17 protein-coding genes are annotated in these 19,655 nt (G+C 57.9%); 4 read left to right on the top strand and 13 right to left on the bottom strand.

Features of this window, described 5'->3' with window-relative positions; translation table 11 throughout:
- Positions 1 to 126 precede the first annotated feature (126 nt).
- From FOV68_RS09415 to FOV68_RS09365, 11 genes are all read right to left on the bottom strand, one after another.
- Positions 127 to 339: a hypothetical protein gene (locus FOV68_RS09415; RefSeq protein ID WP_143990667.1), complete on the bottom strand. Its 213-nt coding sequence runs from the start codon at positions 337 to 339 to the stop codon at positions 127 to 129.
- 138 nt (positions 340 to 477) lie between these two features.
- Positions 478 to 1,977, bottom strand: a complete 1,500-nt coding sequence (tssC, locus tag FOV68_RS09410; RefSeq protein WP_010246111.1) for a type VI secretion system contractile sheath large subunit — start codon at positions 1,975 to 1,977, stop codon at positions 478 to 480.
- A complete protein-coding gene (gene tssB / locus FOV68_RS09405; protein WP_010246114.1) occupies positions 1,974 to 2,507 on the bottom strand; it encodes a type VI secretion system contractile sheath small subunit in 534 nt (177 codons plus the stop codon). The genes tssC and tssB overlap by 4 nt, the downstream gene beginning before the upstream one ends.
- An 81-nt stretch (positions 2,508 to 2,588) precedes the next feature.
- On the bottom strand, positions 2,589 to 3,602 hold the full coding sequence (gene tssA / locus FOV68_RS09400) for a type VI secretion system protein TssA (RefSeq protein ID WP_186289736.1): 1,014 nt from the start codon (positions 3,600 to 3,602) through the stop codon (positions 2,589 to 2,591).
- A gap of 16 nt (positions 3,603 to 3,618) precedes the next feature.
- A complete protein-coding gene (gene tagF / locus FOV68_RS09395) occupies positions 3,619 to 4,335 on the bottom strand; it encodes a type VI secretion system-associated protein TagF (protein WP_010246121.1) in 717 nt (238 codons plus the stop codon).
- A gap of 14 nt (positions 4,336 to 4,349) precedes the next feature.
- A complete protein-coding gene (tssM, locus tag FOV68_RS09390) occupies positions 4,350 to 7,979 on the bottom strand; it encodes a type VI secretion system membrane subunit TssM (protein WP_143990665.1) in 3,630 nt (1,209 codons plus the stop codon).
- 3 nt (positions 7,980 to 7,982) lie between these two features.
- The gene (locus tag FOV68_RS09385; protein ID WP_010246128.1) at positions 7,983 to 9,221 is read right to left on the bottom strand and encodes a DotU family type VI secretion system protein; all 1,239 of its coding nucleotides are present in this window, start codon (positions 9,219 to 9,221) and stop codon (positions 7,983 to 7,985) included.
- Between the two features lie 14 nt (positions 9,222 to 9,235).
- Entirely contained in the window at positions 9,236 to 10,579 is a 1,344-nt protein-coding gene (gene tssK / locus FOV68_RS09380) for a type VI secretion system baseplate subunit TssK (protein WP_115765159.1), read from the bottom strand.
- Between the two features lie 5 nt (positions 10,580 to 10,584).
- Positions 10,585 to 11,079 carry a type VI secretion system lipoprotein TssJ gene (tssJ, locus tag FOV68_RS09375; protein ID WP_143990664.1) on the bottom strand — a complete coding sequence of 165 codons (495 nt, stop codon included), beginning with the start codon at positions 11,077 to 11,079 and terminating at the stop codon, positions 10,585 to 10,587.
- Positions 11,080 to 11,102: 23 nt separating this feature from the next.
- The gene (locus tag FOV68_RS09370) at positions 11,103 to 11,699 is read right to left on the bottom strand and encodes a hypothetical protein (RefSeq protein WP_069026096.1); all 597 of its coding nucleotides are present in this window, start codon (positions 11,697 to 11,699) and stop codon (positions 11,103 to 11,105) included.
- 1,070 nt (positions 11,700 to 12,769) lie between these two features.
- The gene (locus tag FOV68_RS09365) at positions 12,770 to 14,290 is read right to left on the bottom strand and encodes an aldehyde dehydrogenase family protein (protein ID WP_031592949.1); all 1,521 of its coding nucleotides are present in this window, start codon (positions 14,288 to 14,290) and stop codon (positions 12,770 to 12,772) included.
- 233 nt (positions 14,291 to 14,523) lie between these two features.
- Here FOV68_RS09365 and FOV68_RS09360 point away from each other — a divergent pair, with 233 nt between their 5' ends.
- Positions 14,524 to 15,087 (top strand): class I SAM-dependent methyltransferase, encoded by a 564-nt coding sequence (locus FOV68_RS09360; RefSeq protein WP_031592946.1) that lies wholly within the window; start codon positions 14,524 to 14,526, stop codon positions 15,085 to 15,087.
- Here FOV68_RS09360 and FOV68_RS09355 read toward each other — a convergent pair.
- On the bottom strand, positions 15,075 to 15,800 hold the full coding sequence (locus tag FOV68_RS09355) for a glutamine amidotransferase (RefSeq protein ID WP_143990663.1): 726 nt from the start codon (positions 15,798 to 15,800) through the stop codon (positions 15,075 to 15,077). The genes FOV68_RS09360 and FOV68_RS09355 overlap by 13 nt on opposite strands.
- Before the next feature lie 173 nt (positions 15,801 to 15,973).
- Between FOV68_RS09355 and FOV68_RS09350 the strand changes: the two genes are divergently transcribed.
- The 3 genes from FOV68_RS09350 to FOV68_RS09340 all read left to right on the top strand — a co-directional run bounded on the left by FOV68_RS09350 (position 15,974) and on the right by FOV68_RS09340 (position 18,942).
- Positions 15,974 to 16,858: a DMT family transporter gene (locus FOV68_RS09350; protein ID WP_031592943.1), complete on the top strand. Its 885-nt coding sequence runs from the start codon at positions 15,974 to 15,976 to the stop codon at positions 16,856 to 16,858.
- Positions 16,859 to 16,904: 46 nt separating this feature from the next.
- Positions 16,905 to 18,284, top strand: coding sequence for a CoA transferase (locus tag FOV68_RS09345; RefSeq protein ID WP_143990662.1), 1,380 nt, complete (start codon positions 16,905 to 16,907; stop codon positions 18,282 to 18,284).
- A gap of 292 nt (positions 18,285 to 18,576) precedes the next feature.
- On the top strand, positions 18,577 to 18,942 hold the full coding sequence (locus FOV68_RS09340; protein ID WP_010246157.1) for a helix-turn-helix domain-containing protein: 366 nt from the start codon (positions 18,577 to 18,579) through the stop codon (positions 18,940 to 18,942).
- A gap of 121 nt (positions 18,943 to 19,063) precedes the next feature.
- On the opposite strand, the gene FOV68_RS09335 is transcribed toward FOV68_RS09340, so the two are convergent.
- On the bottom strand, positions 19,064 to 19,630 hold the full coding sequence (locus FOV68_RS09335; RefSeq protein WP_010246159.1) for a molecular chaperone: 567 nt from the start codon (positions 19,628 to 19,630) through the stop codon (positions 19,064 to 19,066).
- Between the last annotated feature and the right edge of the window lie 25 nt (positions 19,631 to 19,655).

The raw sequence follows: 19,655 nt of genomic DNA, 5'->3' as shown, positions 1-19,655 counted from the left end.
TGAAATATCGTCATAAACAATATTTCAGATACTGCGTTGCCGGGCACCAGACCGGGCAATGTATTTATTCCTTTCTCATGATGAGAAATCGAGGTTCTGACAGGCATTCAGGAAGCAGATAAGCACTTAATAAATTTCTCTTAGCTTATCCGCCGCCCAGTAAAAACCGAACGATGCAGTAACTGAAATAGTAATCACGATGCTATTAATTATTTTCCCCATCATCGTGACATTCCAGTCACAGAAGAAAAGGTAATAACCTGCACCGGTGATTAAAATAAGAGAAGAAATAAAAACCAGCACATAATGCAACAAGCGCAAAGCTGATTTTTTAAGCATCCTGTTCCTCCCTGACATTTATCTCAGCAACCTTTCTGTCAGCCATCAGGCGCGAAAACCTTTCGCGCCTGATAAACCTGTAATTCAGAGGATACGTGATGCCAGGTCATCCCCGGCATCATGACTCCCTTTCAGCCCTTACGCATTGTCATTTTTCAGCGACGGCAGCTTAGAGACCAGACGCAGAGAAACCGTCAGCCCTTCCAGCTGGTAGTGCGGACGCAGGAAGAATTTCGCGGAGTAATAGCCAGGATTATCCTCCTGCTCTTCCACATTCACCTCGGCAGCCGCAAGCGGCTTGCGTGACTTGGTCTCCTGCGAGGAGTTAGCCGGATCGCCATCGACATAGTTCATCACCCAGTCGTTCAGCCAGCGTTCCATTTCATCACGCTCACGGAAGGAGCCGATTTTGTCGCGCACAATGCACTTCAGGTAGTGCGCGAAACGGCAGCAGGCGAACAGGTAAGGAAGACGCGCGGCCAGACGGGCATTGGCGGTGGCATCGGCGTCGTGATACTCCATCGGCTTCTGCAGTGACTGCGCACCAATAAAGGCAGCGAAGTCAGAGTTTTTGCGATGTACCAGCGGCATAAAGCCATTTTTCGCCAGTTCGGCTTCACGACGATCGCTGATGGCGATTTCGGTCGGGCACTTCATATCCACGCCGCCGTCATCGCTCGGGAAGGTGTGGCACGGCAGATTTTCCACTGCCCCGCCCGACTCCACGCCGCGGATTGCGGTGCACCAGCCATACTCTTTGAAGGAGCGGTTGATGTTGGCGGCCATCGCGTAAGCCGCATTGCTCCACGTATAGTTGCCATGATCGGAACCATCGGTCTGCTCTTCAAAGTCAAAGCTGTCAACCGGATTAGTACGGATGCCGTAAGGCAGACGCGCCAGGAAGCGCGGCATCACCAGGCCCAGATAGCGTGCATCTTCCGACTCACGCAGGCTGCGCCAGGCAGCATATTCGGTGTTCTGGAAGATTTTGGTCAGATCGCGTGGATTCGCCAGCTCCTGCCAGGACTCCATCTGCATCACTTCGGGCGCGGTGCCGGTGATAAATGGACAGTGTGCGGCTGAGCCGATACGCGCCATCTCACCCAGCAGCTCAACATCCTGCGGGCTGTGGTCGAAGTAGTAGTCGCCCACCAGGCAGCCAAACGGCTCGCCACCGAACTGACCATACTCCTGCTCATAAATTTTCTTGAACAGCGGACTCTGATCCCAGCCAGCACCCTTGTAACGCTTCAGGGTGCGACCCAGCTCCTGCTTGGAGATGCTCATAAAGCGGATTTTGAGCATCTCGTCAGTTTCGGTGTTGTTCACCAGATAGCTCAGGCCGCGCCAGGCGCTCTCCAGCGACTGAAACTCCGGATGGTGAATAATCTGGTTCACCTGCTGCGACAGCTTTTCGTCGATCTCCGCGATCAGCGCCTGAATGGTGCGATAGGCATCGCTGGAGACGGTAACAGTGTTCTCCAGCGCCTGCTGCGCCAGGGTTTTCACCGCGCTTTCGACCGCGGCACGCGCCTGATCGCTTTTTGGCCGGAACTCTTTATTCAGCAGCGCGCTGAACTCATCCTGACTGAAACTGGCTGCGCCCTGCGACTGCGGTTGTTGTGAAGTCTGGGTCATGCCTGCGGCTCCTTACCTTCAGTGGCCTCATCCTGCTTTGGCAGATGGGTCAGGGCCTGCAGCAGCGTAGGATCCTGCAGCACCTTACCAATCAGCTCTTCCGCGCCGTTTTTGCCATCCATATAGGTCAGCAGGTTTGCCAGCTGGGTACGCGCTTCCAGCAGCTTGCTCAGCGGCTCCACGTTGCGGGCCACCGCGTCCGGCGAAAAGTCATCCATGCTGTCAAAGGTCAGATCGATGTTCAGCTTGCCTTCGCCATTCAGGGTATTGTCTACCTGGAACGCGGCGCGCGGCTTCAGTGCTTTCATGCGCTCATCGAAGTTGTCGATGTCGATTTCCATGAATTTACGATCATCAATGCCTGGCTGTGGCTCCAGCGGTTTACCCACCAGATCCGCCAGCACGCCCATTACAAACGGGAGCTGGATTTTGCGTTCCGCGCCATAAATTTCCACGTCATACTCAATCTGAACGCGAGGCGCGCGATTGCGGGCAATGAACTTCTGCCCACTGGATTTGCTTGTTGCCATGGTTTTCTCCATACATGATGCGCGGATAAAGTGTCACAGCAGGCGCGCAGGTCCCGCTGAGTGTGTGTGCGTCACGCCTGCTTAATCGCGACGTCCGAAAATGGTTTCCAACTGATGTACGCCGTCGGGTGCCAGTTCGCGGATGATCTCCAGAAAGTCGCGCTCGATTAAGCGCTGTACACGGTCGATCATCAGCGGGGCCGGATGACTCGGCTCATGCTGGGTGAAGTAGAGCTTCACTTTCTCCAGCATCAGCTGCGCGTCGGCGCGGGAACTGATCTGCACCGTGCGCCAGTCAGCGGCAGCGCGCGGGCTGGCCGGTGCAGGCGATGCCGCGGTTTCTGCGGGCTGTTCCACGGCGGCTGTGGGGATCAGCGCATTGAGATCGGTGGCCTGGCAACGTTCAGCGATCAGCGCAATCTGTCTGCGCAGCTGTGTGAGTTCCGGCACCGCGGCTTCCCCCAGCCGTTCGGTCACGGTTTCGCAGATGGTCTGCAGCCGCTCATGAATCTGCAGCACCGCCTCAATACCGGGCTGATCGCCGCACGCCAGTTCGTCGATCAGACGCGGCAGGCCGCCAGGATAGTCCGCGACTTCGGTTTTACTGCCGTCGCACAGGGCGGCCGCATCGCGCAGCGTGATGCCGTCAGAGGGATAGCGCAGCAGCCAGCACTGACGCACCGCGACGCTCAGATCGGTTTTGTCACCCAGCAACGCCAGCGCATTAATGCGGTAGAAAGGATCCTGCTCGCCGAACTCCTCCAGCCGGGGCCACAGCGGCTCCCAGTAGAGCAACAACGCCTGTTCAATCAGCTTCAGCCCCTGGGCATAGCCCGGCAGCCCTTTCAGTTCGGTCCAGGCGTGGGTCAGCGCCAGCATTACCCGTAAATCTTTGCTGCGCGCCAGCAGCGCTATCGCCAGCTTCTCAACTCTGTTCCAGTCGGCCGGTTCTGCCGGAATGATGGTATTGCCGAACTGCTGCTCCGCTTTACCGGCGCTGGCCTGCTCCATCGCCTGAAAATCGGCGTGATACTCCAGGTTATCGCCGCCGGGATTGTCCTCGCTGACCGGAGCCAGCAGAGCCTCTGTATTCATCGTCATGCGTGTCGCCTCAGGATTCAAACATCGGGGGATAAAGTCCGTTTCGTCCCGGCTTTGCCCCACCGGCCGGATCAAACAGCAACGAAAAGAGCTGGGCGGTAAAATTACCGCTGTGGACCTGGGTATAAAGCGGGAAACCGTCGCTTTGATTGGTCCACCAGAAACTGGTGTAGAACTGCGGGTCGAAGTTCTCGCCCGGCAGTGTCCAGTTCAGCGTCGAAGGGGTATCGCCATGCCCGATGACGTTGAGAATGTCTGACGTCTCGTCCGACTCCTGCGGCGGTTGCGGCTGAGGAATGCTGATCAGCGCCTGATCCAGCTGCTCCGGTGACCCGCCGCCCTGCACCACCCGCAGCAGCGTATTGCCGACCTGCTGATACCACTCGCCGGAGCGCGCCAGCAGGGCTGGCGACCACTCGGCGGGCGTGAAGTGGCGCAGCGCGCAGAGCGGGTAGTTGCGGCCCACGCTGTCACGCGCGGCAATCAGGCAGCCCATCTGAATCAGCTGACTGCCCAGCATCGGCGGCACCACAAAATTCCAGACCGGCGCGTTGAGGAACGGGCGCGACGGGGCGTTATCACTCTCCTGACTGCTCTGCCAGTGATGCAGGCCCACCTGAAACCAGCTGGACCATTGGCGATAGAGCACGTCCGGGAAGCGGCGCTTCACAAAGTCGCCCGCGCTGGGCACTTTGCCGTACCAGCAGGGTGCAGCGTAATGAGTCATTGTCGGGTCCTGTTTCAGGGGCAGCTAAAGCCGGGAAGCTGGAACGGGTTACGAATGCTGCCAGGGGTGAACGACAGCGTGACCTGATGACCGTCCACGCTGAAACTCGCTTCGCGGGTCAGACCGCCTGCCGCAGTCAGCCGGGCGCGGTCAAAGAAGCGATTGAGCGCCCAGGGACCGCTGGTGACCAGCGTGGAGGTGGTGCCGTTGGTCAGACCCAGCTGCATCCGCACCTGGCTGGTGCCGCCGGGACCGGGCCAGCTGACCAACTGCACCGCCTGCGGTCCGTGGCTGTAGCGTAAAATCTGCCCATCCACATCCAGCGTCAGGTTAAGAATGTCGTTATCCATTTTTACCGTGCGCAGCGTGACGCGAAAGCCAGGCGTGGTCGCACCATTGGCAAAGAAGGCATCGCGAATTGACTGCGCCTGCTGGAAGGGCCGCAGCAGGGCTTCGCCACCCGGCAGGGTTTTACCGTCAATGCCCGGCGTAAAGCGCCACGCCGCGTTGGTGGTGTCGACTTTGCTGGCCAGGTTGTCGCGGAAGAAGCTGTCCATCATGCCGCTGCCGGGTGCAAACATCCGCGCCAGATCGTCTGGTGTGACCTCACTGCGCGCAGAGCGAACCAGCGGATAGCGACCGGCGATCGCCTGGCGGCAGAAACTGCCCACTTCCATGGTGATGCGTTTGCGGACGTTATCCATATCGCGGCGCTGTGCGTCGCTGCTGGCACCCACCGCCATGCTGGAAACCATGTTCTGCAATGAACCCGGCAGACGGCCGGCACTGGCCTGCAGACGACTGATGGCATCGCTGGCCGGTGGCGGCATCCCGCTGTTCGCCGCATCCTGCACGGCGGTAAGGTAGCGATAGAGATCATCAATCTGATGCAGGAAGTCATCCACCGCCAGCACCTTGCTGCCCTGCTGCAGCGGCTGGGCCAGCTCCAGAACCGGCGCAAAGTGCAGCGCGACGGCCTGCTCCGGTGATGCCTGGGTGGCAGCCTGTCCGCGCGCGGCACTGGCCTCGGGAGAGGTAAACAGCGCTTCAAGGGTGCGGGTAGCGCTGTTATCCGACGGCTTTGCTGCCTGCGCGGTTTTCTCATCCGGCTGCGCCCGGTTCAGCGTCAGCAGACCACCGAGGTTGATCACCAGCTGGCGCAGCGGCGAATGGTTGCCCGACAGCAAACGGGCAGTGTTGATGCGTTGCGACAGATCGGCGCTGCTGTTGAGCTGAATGTCGCTGAGGAACTGCTCCCACTGCCGGATATAGTCCTGCACGTAGAGCTGGCGCACCGCAAGATCCGTCTGCTCACTTTTCTGCTGCGGCGCCGCGCCGCCCAGCACCCAGAGATCGTCCTGATATAACGCCTGGGTCACAGGGGCAATCTGCTTATCCACGTGCTGCCAGTAGCCATCCGGCGTATAGAGACCCGCCACACCGTCATTGACCGATTTACCGCTTTTGCGGGAAAAAACCAGCTCGCTCTGGGGGCCACCCAGCGCCGCCAGCGTCACCGGCTGCAGGCTGTCATCACGTTGCAGCAGGCGCTTCAGCCGTCCATAGACGCGCTGTGACAGCGGCATCTGATTAATCAGCGCCTGCTCGCGCTTTACCAGCGCTTCATCCTTCGCATACGGCGACGAGTGAATCTGCGTCTCCAGCAACTGTTGCAGGTGCCACGCCAGCTGTTTCACCTGCTGCTGAGTGACGTTCTGCGGCAGTTCGCGTGACAGGTTGAGCATCAGCCATGCCTGCAGGAATTTGCCATCGTAGTGCTTTGGCTGATAGAGCATCTGATACGCCTTCAGCGCTTCGTAGCTGTAGTCAGCATCACTGCCGTTGTCATTGCGTAACCAGCGGGTGATGTTCTGCGCCACCTGTGGCAACAGCAGCTGTTTCAGTGCCTTGTCGTAGAGCGCACGGGTGGCATCGCTGACCTCGGTGCCGCGATAAAGCCCCATGCGGCGCGTCAGCGGCGGTGCTTCCAGAGAGAAGTCGGCGCTCTCCGGCAGGTGCAACAGGGTGTTGAGATAAGGCACCAGCGCAAAGAGATCGCCATTGACCTGCTGCTGAAGCTGATCGCCCAGTTGTTCAACCTGCGGCGCTTTGGCGGCCATCTCCTGCAGATAGGCTTTGTTTTTACTGTAGCTGGTGAGCCACAGCGCCCCGGCCACCAGCAATATCAGCAGCAGCGCCAGATAGCCCGACCAGAGTCCGGCGCGGTTGCGCAGCTCCCACCAGCGGTTGCTGCCCGCCAGACCGGACTCCTGGAAAATCACATTTTCCAGTACCCCTTTCAGGAAGAAGCTCTGCCCTTTGTTCTGCGGGATAGGCGACTCTTTATCGACCTTATCCCAGCTTCCTGACTCGCCAGCCTGCTGCCCCGGCAGATTCAGCGCGCGGTTCAGCTCGCCCATCACCCGGTCAAACGGCAGTCCCTCCTGGGTGCCGCTGGCAAAGTAGATACCGCGCGGCGCGAACTGGGTTTCAAAATCGGAGCGGGCAAACAGTGTGTCGAGCGCGTCTGCCAGCAACGGCCGCAGCGCCGCAAACTCCTGCGGGAAGAGATAGCTCTCAGCCCGCGCCTGCGCATCGCTTTCCGTCAGCAGCCGATCGGCCAGTCCGGCATCCAGACGCTGTTGCAGCAGGGAATACTCCTGCTGGAACTGGTTGTTAAGCTCAAAATCGGCGGCTGACGCCTTCGCCCAGGGAAAGGTGAATCCCCAGATTTGTTCACGCTGCGCTTTATCCAGCGAGGCAAAGTAGCTGCGGAACCCTTTGAGCAAGTCCGCTTTGGTGACCAGCACATAGACCGGGAAACGGATGCCGAGACGATCGTGCAGCTCCATCAGCCGCTGACGCAGGGCAAGCGCCTGATTACGCAGCGCCTCAGGCGACTGCGACAGCAGGTCGGAAACGCTCAGCGTGACGATCACGCCGTTGATCGGCTGACGTCCGCGATATTTACGCAGCAGGTCGAGAAAATGATGCCATTCGCTGGCATCACGCTCCTGCTGACTCTCCTGGGTGCTGTAGCGCCCGGCGGTATCGAGCAGCACCGCGTCATTGGTGAACCACCAGTCGCAGTTGCGGGTGCCGCCAATGCCACGCAGCGCCGACTTGCCGAACTTATCTGCCAGCGGAAACTGCAGGCCCGAGTTGACCAGCGCGGTGGTTTTACCGGCACCGGGCGCGCCGATGATCATGTACCACGGCAGCTGATAGAGATACTGACGGCCAAAACGCTGTGCCCAGAACGGCGTGCCCTTGCTGCTGTGGCGCTGGAAGTGCGCCTTTTTCAGCATGTCAGTGGCTTCGGAGAAACGCCCTGCCAGCACCTGCTCTTCACTGGTCAGGCGCTGACGTTCGGCTTCCGGCGTATCGCTTTTGCCGGTTTCAAGGCTCGACATCAGCTTGCGATTGAGCCAGATGTTGTAGATCCGCGGAATCGCCTGGCCCAGGCCCCACACCAGATAGAGCAGCGCGATACTGATAATGCGGTTCTGCTCCGGCTCAAGCGGGCGCGAATCGACGATTGAGAACACCGGGCCAATCACCCAGATGATAAAAGAGAGCGCGGTAATGCCGACAAAGCCCCACGCGAGGCGGCTGGTCAGCACCGCAAACAGAATATTCAGCATGGATCAGTTCCCTCTCGCCAGGCCGTTGAGTTCGGCATGCGTCGCATCCGGCGCCACCAGCAGGGTAATTTCAACACGACGGTTACGTGCACGATTTTCTGCGCTGTTATTAGGCACCAGCGGATTGCTTTCACCGCGTCCTTCCGCTTTCACCCGTGACGGCTGCGCCAGCTGCTGTTGCAACAGGGTCTGTACTGACCGGGCGCGCGCCAGCGAAAGCTCAAAGTTGGAGGCGAAGCGGGCACTGCGGATCGGCACGTTATCGCTGTAGCCAATCACCTGAATCTGGCCGCTGACATTGTTCATGGCGGCAGCGATGCGCTGGATTACGTCGGTGTAACGTCCGCGCACCTCGGTGGCCGCCGAGGCAAACAGTCCGTCCCCTTTCAGCGTCACCACGCTGCGGTCCGCTTCGTCACGCACCGCTACCAGCCCGGCATCAATTTCCGGTTTCAGGAAAGCGCGCAGGTTCAGCGTGGCGGGCGGTGGTGGCGCAGGGTTGCCGATCTTCACTTCCGGCAGCGCCGTCTGATAGATACGGGCCAGTACCGGCGAGGTGTAATCGCCGAGACGCCAGTTGAGCACGATGTAGAACAGACAGGCCGCCAGCCCCGCCACCGCCGCACAGGCCCACAGCGGGATCATTGGTCGCCACAATTTGCGCAGGACCGGCTGATCGGTGGGATGCGGAGACAGCGCTGCTGCATAATTGCCACGCACGCTTTTGATCATCTGTAGCAGGCGCTGTTTGATGGTCTCCAGCTGCGAGCGGCCGTTGTCCAGCACCCGGTAGCGTCCTTCGAACCCCAGCAGCAGGCAGAAGTAGATCAACTCCAGCATCAGAATGTGGCGTCTGGGGTTCTGCGACAGCTTAGCCAGCAGCTGAAAAAACTTTTCGCCGCCCCAGGTTTCATTGTGAAAGGTGACCAGCAGACCATTGCTGGTCCAGACGCCGCGGCTGCCCCACGGCGTCAGTGCCGCCGCCTCATCCAGCGCGGTACAGAGACAGTATCGCGCGCCGATGATCACTTCATAGCCCAGGCCTGACTGCTGGCAGCTCAGCTCGAAGCGCCGAATCTGATCGATCAGCTGCTGACGCAACTGTGCCGGATCTTCATGTGATACCGAGTGACGGATCTGAGGAATGGCGTTAATCAGGGGGTTGGCCGCCGCGACCAGCACATTCTGATGGCTGGCCTCCGGCGCAAGATCGCTGTGTGATTTTTGTTGTTCCTGCATCATGCTGCGTGCTCAGTTTATGATTCTGACTGACTACGAATGGCCCAGAACTCCATGTTCAGACCTGGAAACTCACCGGCAAGATGCAGCGCAAAAGCGCCCGAGCGCTCCATCTCTTTCCATAGCTCGCTGTTCTTATCCAGTTCGAAATAGCTGTATCCGGCATGCCACGGGATCTGCGGCGGCGCGCCGGGCATGGCCCGAAGTGCCAGACCGGGCAACTGCAACTGCACCAGATCGCGGATTTTGCTGACCGGGGCGACTTTCATCTGCGCCGGGAAATGGGTTTTGAGGGTGTCGGCTGGCACGCTGGCTTTCACCGCCAGCACAAAGCCAAACTCATGCACCATACTGCTCTCCGGCACGGTCGCGACGTTAAGACCGTGCGAGCGCTGAATCAGCGGCAGCTGAATCGCGCTCTCTTCCATCACCTGGGACAGCCCCTGACGCAGCAGCAGTGACAGGCGGGTAAAACAGCTGTGCAGATCGTCATGATCGTAGAGCGGCAGACCATCGGGCGCGCGGGCTGGCGTCCAGGTACTGAGCTCCGCCGCCAGTTGCAGCCAGTGGCTGTAGAGCGTTTCAGGATGCAGCAGCGGCAGATGTTGCAGATGAGTGTGCAGGCCAAGCTGACGATTGAGCAGCGCCAGCAGCATAAAATCGACCATATCCGCGCTGTTAAAACGACCGGTGCCCGGCGCGCGCTGACTCAGCTGCTGGCTACGTTGCTGGATCAGCCCGTGCAGATCGTTAAACATGTTTTGCAGCGGACGGCTGCTGTTAAGCGTCAGCATCGGCGGGATGTAGTCGCTGTCGAGCCGGATGTGGTTGTCGCTGCGTTTTTCAATCACCTGAGCCACGCCCATGGCGGTCCACTCGGCGGTCAGATCCTGTTCCAGCATCAGCCGCAGACGCAGTTTGCCGAACTGCACCGTGGCGCTACCCACGGCCTGGGCATTGTCATCTTCCACTTCCGCTTCCCAGGCCAGGTAGCGCGCCAGAGAATCCTGCGACTCCTGAAAGGCCACCGCTTCTCGGCCATTGCGGCGTGCCGGAATGGCCAGCACCACTTTGCTGCGGTCAACGGAGGCAGGCAGATCAAGCGGGGCCGGACCGTGCTGTGGCTGGCTGAAAGCAAAAAACGTGCCGTCAGGCAGACAGCCGCTGGCGGCGCTCAGCGCCAGTTTCCCCTGGCGCAGCAGCGCTTCATCGAACTCCAGATCGTAAAAACCCCAAGTATAGGCGCGCTGCGACTGGCCCCACTCACGCAGGGTGCTGAGAAGATAATTTTCTGACTGCTGGAAATGGTGAGGACGCAGAAACATCCCCTCGGTCCAGACCACCTTTTCGGCTCTGTTCATAGGCATCACTGTTTTTCCACGCGAAGGCCGTTAATCCCCGCCACGATGCGCGCATTCAGCTCGCCATCGTCACGCTTCCAGAACGCCCAGAATGAGGGTGATTCGCCTTCGGGAACCGGCAGCGACAGTCGCCAGACCTTGCCATCCAGCGCCTGATATTCCGCCATGATGCCGATGAAGCGCGCCTCGGGCAGACTCTTAATCCGCAGCGTTTTATGGGGCTGAGTGGAAGTCATGAAGAACTGTTGCGTATTGAGTTGCGCATTACCCAGCGCATTAGCGGACGGGTTTTGCAGGGAGTAGAAGTCAGCCGACATAAACTCCGCATCGGAGGTCAGTAATACCACCCGGACTTTCAGCGGCGCACCGCCGTTAACCTGGTTTTGCGCCTGAACGTCCAGGTTGTACCAGGCAACGGGCTGTGGAGTGCTGCTGCACGCGGTCATCAGCCACGTCAGCAGCACTATCAGCGCCCCACGCCATTGCGTTGTTGTCATCATCCCGCCCTCCCTGCTTAGTGCGATTAGTTAATAATCCAGGTTCCGTTAGTGCTGTTCTGGCAGGCGGTGCTGTCACCGTTTACCGCAACACAGGTTTTCTTCTTGCTGCTGCGCACCCGGCGCTTCGGCTGGTCAGCCTTAATCGTCTGATCGTAAAGCTCGCTTTTCACCACGGCGCGAAACGGCACATAGCCGGTCAGCTGAACGGTTGCCTGCGGCGCTGCGGAGGGTGCTGTCTCTTTAACGGCACTGCTGGCTTTACCCGGTTCAGGTTCTGCTGACGCCTGAGCGGGTTCACCCAGCGCCAGCCAGTTGTTCTCTACCTGACCAATTACGGTGTAGCTTTCGCCGGTTTTCAGCGTCTCCACCACCTTGCCGCCAAAACTCGGATGGCTCATCACCGAAGCGGGATAGAGCGCACGGTAGGTTTCATTGACCGGGCTGAACTGCGCAGGCGGTTTAACCGCATAACGGTGACTGATCACCACGCCATCCACGGTGCTGGTGACCAGCGTGTCATCCGTCATTTTTGGCGGCGTTTTACAACCCGCGACAGAAAAAACAAACATCAGGCCTAACGCAATACGGAGCTTCACCATTTTTTTCATGTTGTGTTCCATTCATATCCTGGAGAGTGGCCAGAGGCCGGTTGTCAGTAATGAAAATCGGGGATGTGGTGCTGAAAGAGCGCCACTTAGTGCCAGCCTAAAAGAAAAATCTTAAGCAAATAGCGTTAAAGTGCCATGGCGTGGCACTTTAACAGATCAACTAACTTTAACTATTAAAAAGCAACTCTGGCGACCGGGACGGGCGCAGGGAGAAATCTGAGCTGGCAATAAATGATCATAAACATGATCTATTTTTTTCCGTCAGATTGGATGAGGAAGGCAAAACCCAAGCTTTACTTATGCCATCCCTGGCCGAAAAACTGACATATTGACTCAGATTTACAGTTGTGACGCTATTCGCTGACAAAAGGAAAAACCTCAGCGCACAGGCTGATTTTCCTGTTTTCACGATCACATTCAGTAAGTTACAAGATGTGTATAAGCTCATAGCTACCGCACGAGCCAGGTATATCCTGCCCGTGGGTATGAAATCACAATTCCTTTGTAAACATAAGCTGCGAGTTTACAGAAGATTGACAAAATTTCAACGGGCCACTTTCAGAAGATTTTACTTAAGTAAAGTTTAAGTAATTTACTTAGTGCAAATATGTGTTACTTTTAATCACTCGCTTAGGATTATTCTTAACAATATGAGTAACTATGAAGTATTCTTACACAGAAACCAGATTCCTCTGTAGTCAGCATTAAAAAAACTCATGTAAATAATGGATCTGATTCACCAGGCCGGAATAAAGGTTAACGGCGGGGTGACCGTAATACGTGGCAGTTTTTAGCAAAAAAAACAGTGGGATAATGCTTACACATCAGTAAGTTGATCCATTATGAGACGCTTCATAAAGGGCTGAGGAGGAGATGGTCTTGAAGCGAGGTAAGCGAAGCGCAAAACGGCCCTGTGTCGCTTTAAGAAAGGACTGATTAATTGTTCTTTATCGGCATTGCATCCATCGCTACGCTTCTGATGCTTTTCAGCATGCCCGGCTACGTGGAGCAAAAAAAAACCACGCCGTAGCGTGGTTCTGAGGGAAGAGTGCAGGGTTATCCTGGCAGGTTGCGGGCCAGAACTAGAAGAAGCCCAGCGGCTCGATACTGTAGCTGACCAGCAGGTTTTTAGTCTGCTGATAGTGATCCAGCATCATTTTGTGGGTCTCACGCCCGATACCCGACTTCTTATAGCCACCAAAGGCGGCGTGCGCCGGATAGAGGTGATAACAGTTGGTCCAGACGCGCCCGGCTTTAATCGCCCTGCCCACACGGTAAGCACGGTTGATATCGCGGGTCCAGACGCCAGCACCTAACCCATAGATGGAGTCGTTGGCGATACTGATTGCTTCTGCCTCATCTTTAAAGGTGGTGATGCCGATGACCGGACCAAAGATCTCCTCCTGGAAAACGCGCATGCTGTTGTTGCCTTTCAGCAGTGTCGGCTGAATGTAGTAGCCGCTGTTAAGTGACTCATCCAGCTTCTCTACGCCACCGCCCACCAGCACTTCAGCGCCCTCCTGTCGGGCAACCTCAAGATAAGAGAGAATTTTATCAAACTGCTGCTGCGACGCCTGCGCGCCCACCATGGTTTCGGTATCCAGCGGATCGCCACGTTTGATGGTTTTTACCCGCTTCATCACGGCCGCCATAAAGGGTTCGTAGATCGACTCCTGTACCAGCGCACGCGACGGACAGGTACAGACTTCGCCCTGATTCAGGAAGCCCAGCACCACGCCTTCGGCGGCTTTCTCTATAAAGCTCTCCTCCGCCTGCATGATGTCTTCAAAGAAGATGTTAGGTGATTTACCGCCCAGCTCAACGGTCGAGGGGATCAGGCTTTTTGCTGCCAGCTCCAGAATATGACCGCCGGTTGCGGTAGAGCCGGTGAAGGCTACCTTGGCGATGCCGGAATGGGAGGCGAGGGCTTCACCCGCCTCTTTGCCGAACCCATGCACCACATTCAGCACGCCCGGCGGCAGCAGATCTTTAATCAGATCGACAAAAACGGTGATCGACAACGGGGTCTGCTCAGCCGGTTTCAGCACCACACAGTTACCCGCGCCCAGTGCCGGGGCCAGTTTCCACGCCGCCATTAATAGCGGAAAGTTCCATGGAATGATCTGCGCAACCACGCCCAGCGGCTCATGGAAATGATAGGCGGCGGTGAACTCATCAATCTCGGCGGCACTGCCCTCCTGCGCCCGGACACAACCGGCAAAATAGCGGAAGTGATCGACGGCCAGCGGCATATCGGCCGCCAGGGTTTCGCGTACCGGTTTACCGTTATCCCAGGTTTCATAGACCGCCATCGTCTCCAGGTGCTGTTCCAGCCGATCGGCGATTTTCAGTAACAGCAGCGAGCGTTGCTGCGGCGAGGTCTTGCCCCAGGCTTCCGCCGCCGCAGCAGCAGCAGCCACAGCGTTATCAACATCGGCAACGTCTGAGCGCGGAAACTCACCGGCCGCAGAGCCGTTCACCGGGGAGGTATTCGTGAAGTAGTTGCCGTTCACCGGCGCGACGAATTCACCATTAATGAAGTTGCCATAATTCTTTTGTAGAGTAATCAGAGAACCCTGTTCTCCGGGGGCGGCATAACGCATGATCATTCTCCTGACAGGTGACTGATGTAACAATGATGAAACTTATTATTAACATGAAGCATCATCAAGAGCCTGTCAGTTCTGTTAACCGGAAACTGTGACCGCCCCGAAGGAATGGGGTGTTTACGCTTCGTCTTTAGATAATTCCGACTTTTACCCAAAAGGCTGGTCAGAGAGAAACTTGTGCGGCACAAAGGGGTCAACGTGAGGATGAATTCATTCTGGAGATGAGCATGCTGGCTTCAGCTTTTACCCTGATGCGCGCTAAAGCCAATTTCGTGCATCAGTTTATCCGCAACCCGCGCAAGATGGGCAGCATTACGCCCTCGTCAGAGGCGCTGTGCCGCACCATGATTACGTCGGTGGAATGGCCTGAAAAGTTACGTATCGCCGAACTCGGCGCGGGCGACGGTGTGCTGACTCGGCAGATACTGGCGCAGATGTCACCCGATGCCACGCTGGATGCCTTTGAGATCAGCAGCACGCTGGCCGATAAACTTAATGCGCTGGACGATCCGCGCATGACGGTGCGCACCTGTTCAGCGGAGTACCTGAGCGGAGAATATGACGTGATCTTCTCCGGCCTGCCGCTGCTCTCCTTACCTACTGAATTACGTGAGGCGATTCTGCGCGCGGTGTATAACGCCCTCGGGCCCAGCGGCGTCTTTGTGCAGTTCCAGTATACCTCGCTGACCCAGCCAGACCTGTCGCGCTACTTCACCTGGGAGCGCCAGCGGGTGCTGAAAAACGTGCCACCCGCCTGGGTCTATCGCTGCACGCGTCACTACGCGCCCTGAGCTTGCGCCAATGCAGGGCGCGTTTGTTGCCAGAACGCTACCAGCAACTCACGCGCCCAGTCTTTCCCCTCCATCTCGTTTGCCCCATCTTCTGTACAGCCCCTGGGCATACAAACGTTCATGATGTGCCGTGAAAATTCAGGATGAAACTGCACCGACAGCGCCTGCGGCGAATAGCGGACAATCTGACAGCCATCGCGCGCAGAGGCGGCCAGCACCTGCGCCTGCTGTGGCGCGCTGATCACCGACTGGCGATGTGACAGCCAGACGCTGAAGTCTTGTGGCAATTTCTTTAGTAGCGGATCGCTCTGCGCCTCCGGCATGCAGTTGATTGGTAACAGGCCACGCTCCCAGCCATTGGGGTTGTCCGCCACCTCGCCGCCCAGCGCATAGGCCATCAGCTGGTGGCCGTAGCAGACCCCAAGCAACGGCAAGCCGTTATCCATCGCTGCCCGAATCCATACGGCGCTACGTTCGCTCCATTCAGCATGATCGGTGACCATCGCCCAGGAACCGCTGAGGATCGCCCCGGAAATCTGGTCGAAAGCGGGTAGCGTCTCGCCCAGATGGGGCCGTACAATCAGGTATTCATCGGGTTGCAGGTTTAACGCGTCGATGAACCAGCGCGGCTGTTCACCAATCTCTGAGACGACGTTAGCAGGTGGGACTTCAAGCTGAATTAACGCAAGGGGTAAGGCGGACGTGTAGGTCATACCGAATCAGTTCCTTTAAGAAGTCGTTTCAAATCAGTCTGCCAGCAACGCGCCCGAAAGTCTCATCAGGCTGCGCCGCAATCGCAGAAAATTTCTCCCTGCGATTGGCTGCAATGCCGCAGTTCGTGCCATCATTAGCGGGCTAAGCAAAAAAACATCGAAAGGATATTATCGTGGCTGTGCGGCATTTTTTTCTGATTCTGATGGTGGTTTCAATCTGGGCCTTCAACAACGTTGCGGTGAAATGGGGCCTGCTGGAGCTTCCGCCACTTTTCCTGACGTTTATGCGCTTTGTGGTCGTCGCCATTGTACTGGTACCGTTTTGCCGGATTAACCGTCAGCAGCTACCCTGGCTGTTGCTGCTGGCTTTCACGTTCGGTTTTATGCACTTCTCGCTGCTGTTTGTCGGCCTGCGCTATACCGATGCCGGCACCGGCGCGATTGTGGTTCAGCTCGGTACACCCATTGCCATGCTGCTGGCGATGGTGGTGCTGAAAGAGAAGCTGAAGCTGGTGCAGCTGATGGGCATTATGATCTCGCTGAGCGGCGTCGTCGTGCTCTCCGGCAGCCCGACGATTCCGTCGTGGTGGGTGCTTTGTCTGTTGTTGTGCAGCGCCACCGGCTGGGCTGTCAGCAACCTGATTGTGAAAAAGTCACCGCCGATTAAACCGCTCACCATGACCGGCTGGATTGCGTTTCTGGCCATTCCTGTCGTCGGCGTATCCAGCTTGTTGATGGAATCACATCAGCTCTACGCCCTGCAAAATGCGGGCTGGCATGGCTGGTTTGCCATTCTTTACAGCGCTATCGCCTCGTCGATTGTCGCCTATACGCTGTGGTATATGCTGCTGAAGAAATATAACGTCAACCTGATCATGCCCTACTCACTGCTGACGCCGGTATTATCCGTGCTGATGGGCATTGTGGTGCTGGGCGACAGCCTTAACAGCTTCAAGATTATCGGTGCGTCGCTGGTAATCCTTGGTACCGCTATTGCCGTAATCAACCTGCGTAGCCTGCGGATGCATGCCCGCTTCCCGCGCCTGCGGCGGCGTTAATCCCGCGTGCTATGCTTGAGAAATCACTTCTCTCAGGAAGCACAACATGGACTCACCGCTTGCCGCCTCTCTCTGGCAGCAGAAGCAGCAGGGATTGCGAGGTCGCGACGCCGCCTGGCCTCTCCCCGCCTTCGTCGATCGCGCCACCTTCTCTTCTGCCTTTGCCGTCAGTGAGCTGGCGGCCACCAGCATCGGTCTGGCAACGCAGGCTGTTGCTGCGCTTATGGCCACATCCCACCCTGAATTCTCCTCTCCGCCCGTCACCGTTAACGTCCGGCTGGCGTCACGCTGGTTTCAGCAGAGCTTTCATCCGCTGAATCGCGCGGCGCCCGCGATGTGGGATGCGTTTGCCGGTGACTATCGCAGCCGGGATGGCTGGATCCGTCTGCACACCAACGCCGTGCATCACCGGCTGGCGATGGAGCGGGTGCTGGGCGCACACGCCGATCGCGCAGCACTGGCGCAGCAGGTGCAACAGTGGCAGGCCAGCGAACTGGAGCAGGCCGTTATTGATGCGGGTGGCTGTGCCGCAGTGATGCGCAGCGCCGCCGCCTGGCAGCAGCATCCGCAGGGCCAGGCCGTACAGCGCGAACCGCTGTTTAGCTGGCAGTCCACTCAACAGGCAGCTGCGCCGGCATGGCCGCTGGCCGAAGCCCGTCCTTTACTGGGCATCAAAGTCCTGGATCTGACGCGGATTATTGCCGGGCCGGTCGCTACCCGTTTTCTTGCCAGCCTGGGAGCCAGCGTGCTGCGCATCGATCCGCCCGGCTGGCAGGAGCCGACGCTGGATGAGGAGATGAGCTGCGGCAAGCGACGAGCGGTGCTGGATCTGACTCAGCCCGCCGATCGCGAGCAGTTTATCCACCTGCTGCGTGAAGCGGACGTGCTGGTGCATGGCTATCGGGCAGATGCGCTGGAACGGCTCGGGTTTGACGCGGAGACCCTTCAGTCACTCTCACCCGGTCTGGTCGATGCCGGCCTGAATGCCTGGGGCTGGCAGGGTCCGTGGCGCAATCGCCGGGGTTTTGACAGTCTGGTGCAGATGGGGTGCGGCATTGCTGAAAGAGGCATGCAGTGGCAGCAGAACGACAAACCGGTCCCGCTGCCGGTACAGGCGCTGGATCATGCCAGCGGCTATCTGCTGGCTGCGGCAGTGCTGGAGGGATTACGGCGACGCATTACTGAGGGCCACGGCAGCCAGGTCCGGCTGTCGCTGGCGCGCACCGCGTGGCTGTTGCAGCAGCATCCCACCGATCAGCGCACAGGCTCCGGCATTGCGCCGCAGGTGAAGGATAACCTGCCCTGTTACGAATTAACGCCGTGGGGGTTTGGAGTGAGGCTGCGAGCGGCCGCCTGGCTGCCCGGCACCCCACAGCTCTGTGCGACGCCAGGCTGCGCGCCGGGGACCCACCCGGCGACGTGGTGAAGCGGATGCGGCTCGCGTCTGTTTAATCCGAACCGGAACATTTTATGTCTCAGGGATGAGCATCACGGCGTGGATGTAAGCTGTTAGCACGTCTGTCTAAACCCGCATCACCATTTCCCCTCGCTTACTGGCATCATTAGATGATTAGAAAACTCATTTGATAGCATTAGATAATAACCTTATCATTCGCCATAACTCATGAACTCCGGTCACTTACTCAATATTATGCAGTTCCGGCATAGCCTTACGCACTCACGACCTCTGCTGCGACACACAATTACCCGGATAAACTATGTCAAAACAGTACATCTATGATGAAGCAGGCAAACCCCAGTTTGTGGTCTTGCCGGTGGCGGAATATGAAAGGCTGCTCTCGGCCAGCGATGGCGAATGGGAGACGATTCCTGTGGAGGCTGACGAGCACGACGATGAGACGATCCCGCACGACGTTGCAGGGATCATGATTGAGCAGGAAGTGAGTCTTCAGGCGGCATGGCGCATCTGGCGGGGGCTCAGCCAGCATGATGTGGCTCAGCAGTTGGGAACCACGCAAAGTGCGATCTCTCAACTGGAGCGTATTGAAAGTAAGCCGCAGAAAAAGACGCGTGAACGTCTCGCAAAACTGTATGGCTGCCGGCCCGGGCAGTTAATCCTGTAAGCAGATTAAGAGGGTTCAGGTGCCCGAAAAAAAGCACGCCGGATCCAGAGAATCCCCCAGAACCCATTGAGAAAGATGATTCAGCACTGTGCGCCGGGTACGCACCCGGCGACGTGGTGAATCAGGCGTCAGGCGTCTCTTCGCTGCTATCCAGCAGTTCGTTGTACATCGCCTGGATCGCTTCGCGGCTCAGCATGGCAAGAGTACGATAAAAGGCCGTGGTCGCGTGCGCTTCCACTTTCCCCAGGAAAGCACCGCACCACGGCAGCAGATACTCTTCAAACAGCGCCATCTGCGCTGCGCTCTCATCTTCCGCTGACTGATCTTCCAGCCATGACGCCGCCAGCATCAGCACACCAAAATGATCAGCAGGCGCATCGCTCAGCGGCATTCCGCGTGAGGTCAGAAACGCACGCACTTCTGGCTCCGTTTTGCCTTCCGGCCACTGTGAGGCGTACGGCGGCACGTTGCAATCGCTGCCAACAAACAGCGCGTTGTAATCGGCGGCCAGTGCCTGGGGATCGCTGTTCTGTTGCAGACGGGTCAGCAGCTCATCCTGCTCCAGCGGCCACTGCGACTGCAGTTTGCCTTCACGCAGCAGCGTGAACAGCGGCACCAGCAGCGGATCCTGCGGCTGACGATTAAACAGTGAGCCGATCACGCGGCACAGAATGGAAAACTCATTCATGAGTCAGATTTCCTTGAGGCAAGTA

The organism is Pantoea sp. paga, from assembly GCF_007558755.1.
Taxonomy (GTDB): Bacteria; Pseudomonadota; Gammaproteobacteria; order Enterobacterales; family Enterobacteriaceae; genus Pantoea; species Pantoea agglomerans.
This window is presented reverse-complemented; position numbering and strand designations above follow the sequence as displayed.

Excerpts from the sequence above, each read along its gene's own strand:
- tssM (WP_143990665.1), bottom strand. The coding sequence starts at position 7,979 with ATGCTGAATATTCTGTTTGCGGTGCTGACCAGCCGCCTCGCGTGGGGC.
- FOV68_RS09365 (WP_031592949.1), bottom strand. The coding sequence starts at position 14,290 with ATGCGTTATGCCGCCCCCGGAGAACAGGGTTCTCTGATTACTCTACAA.
- FOV68_RS09370 (WP_069026096.1), bottom strand. The coding sequence starts at position 11,699 with ATGGAACACAACATGAAAAAAATGGTGAAGCTCCGTATTGCGTTAGGC.
- tagF (WP_010246121.1), bottom strand. The coding sequence starts at position 4,335 with ATGACTCATTACGCTGCACCCTGCTGGTACGGCAAAGTGCCCAGCGCG.
- tssA (WP_186289736.1), bottom strand. The coding sequence starts at position 3,602 with ATGAATACAGAGGCTCTGCTGGCTCCGGTCAGCGAGGACAATCCCGGC.
- tssK (WP_115765159.1), bottom strand. The coding sequence starts at position 10,579 with ATGAACAGAGCCGAAAAGGTGGTCTGGACCGAGGGGATGTTTCTGCGT.
- FOV68_RS09360 (WP_031592946.1), top strand. The coding sequence starts at position 14,524 with ATGCTGGCTTCAGCTTTTACCCTGATGCGCGCTAAAGCCAATTTCGTG.
- tssC (WP_010246111.1), bottom strand. The coding sequence starts at position 1,977 with ATGACCCAGACTTCACAACAACCGCAGTCGCAGGGCGCAGCCAGTTTC.
- FOV68_RS09385 (WP_010246128.1), bottom strand. The coding sequence starts at position 9,221 with ATGATGCAGGAACAACAAAAATCACACAGCGATCTTGCGCCGGAGGCC.
- tssJ (WP_143990664.1), bottom strand. The coding sequence starts at position 11,079 with ATGATGACAACAACGCAATGGCGTGGGGCGCTGATAGTGCTGCTGACG.
- tssB (WP_010246114.1), bottom strand. The coding sequence starts at position 2,507 with ATGGCAACAAGCAAATCCAGTGGGCAGAAGTTCATTGCCCGCAATCGC.
- FOV68_RS09335 (WP_010246159.1), bottom strand. The coding sequence starts at position 19,630 with ATGAATGAGTTTTCCATTCTGTGCCGCGTGATCGGCTCACTGTTTAAT.
- FOV68_RS09355 (WP_143990663.1), bottom strand. The coding sequence starts at position 15,800 with ATGACCTACACGTCCGCCTTACCCCTTGCGTTAATTCAGCTTGAAGTC.
- FOV68_RS09340 (WP_010246157.1), top strand. The coding sequence starts at position 18,577 with ATGTCAAAACAGTACATCTATGATGAAGCAGGCAAACCCCAGTTTGTG.
- FOV68_RS09345 (WP_143990662.1), top strand. The coding sequence starts at position 16,905 with ATGGACTCACCGCTTGCCGCCTCTCTCTGGCAGCAGAAGCAGCAGGGA.
- FOV68_RS09415 (WP_143990667.1), bottom strand. The coding sequence starts at position 339 with ATGCTTAAAAAATCAGCTTTGCGCTTGTTGCATTATGTGCTGGTTTTT.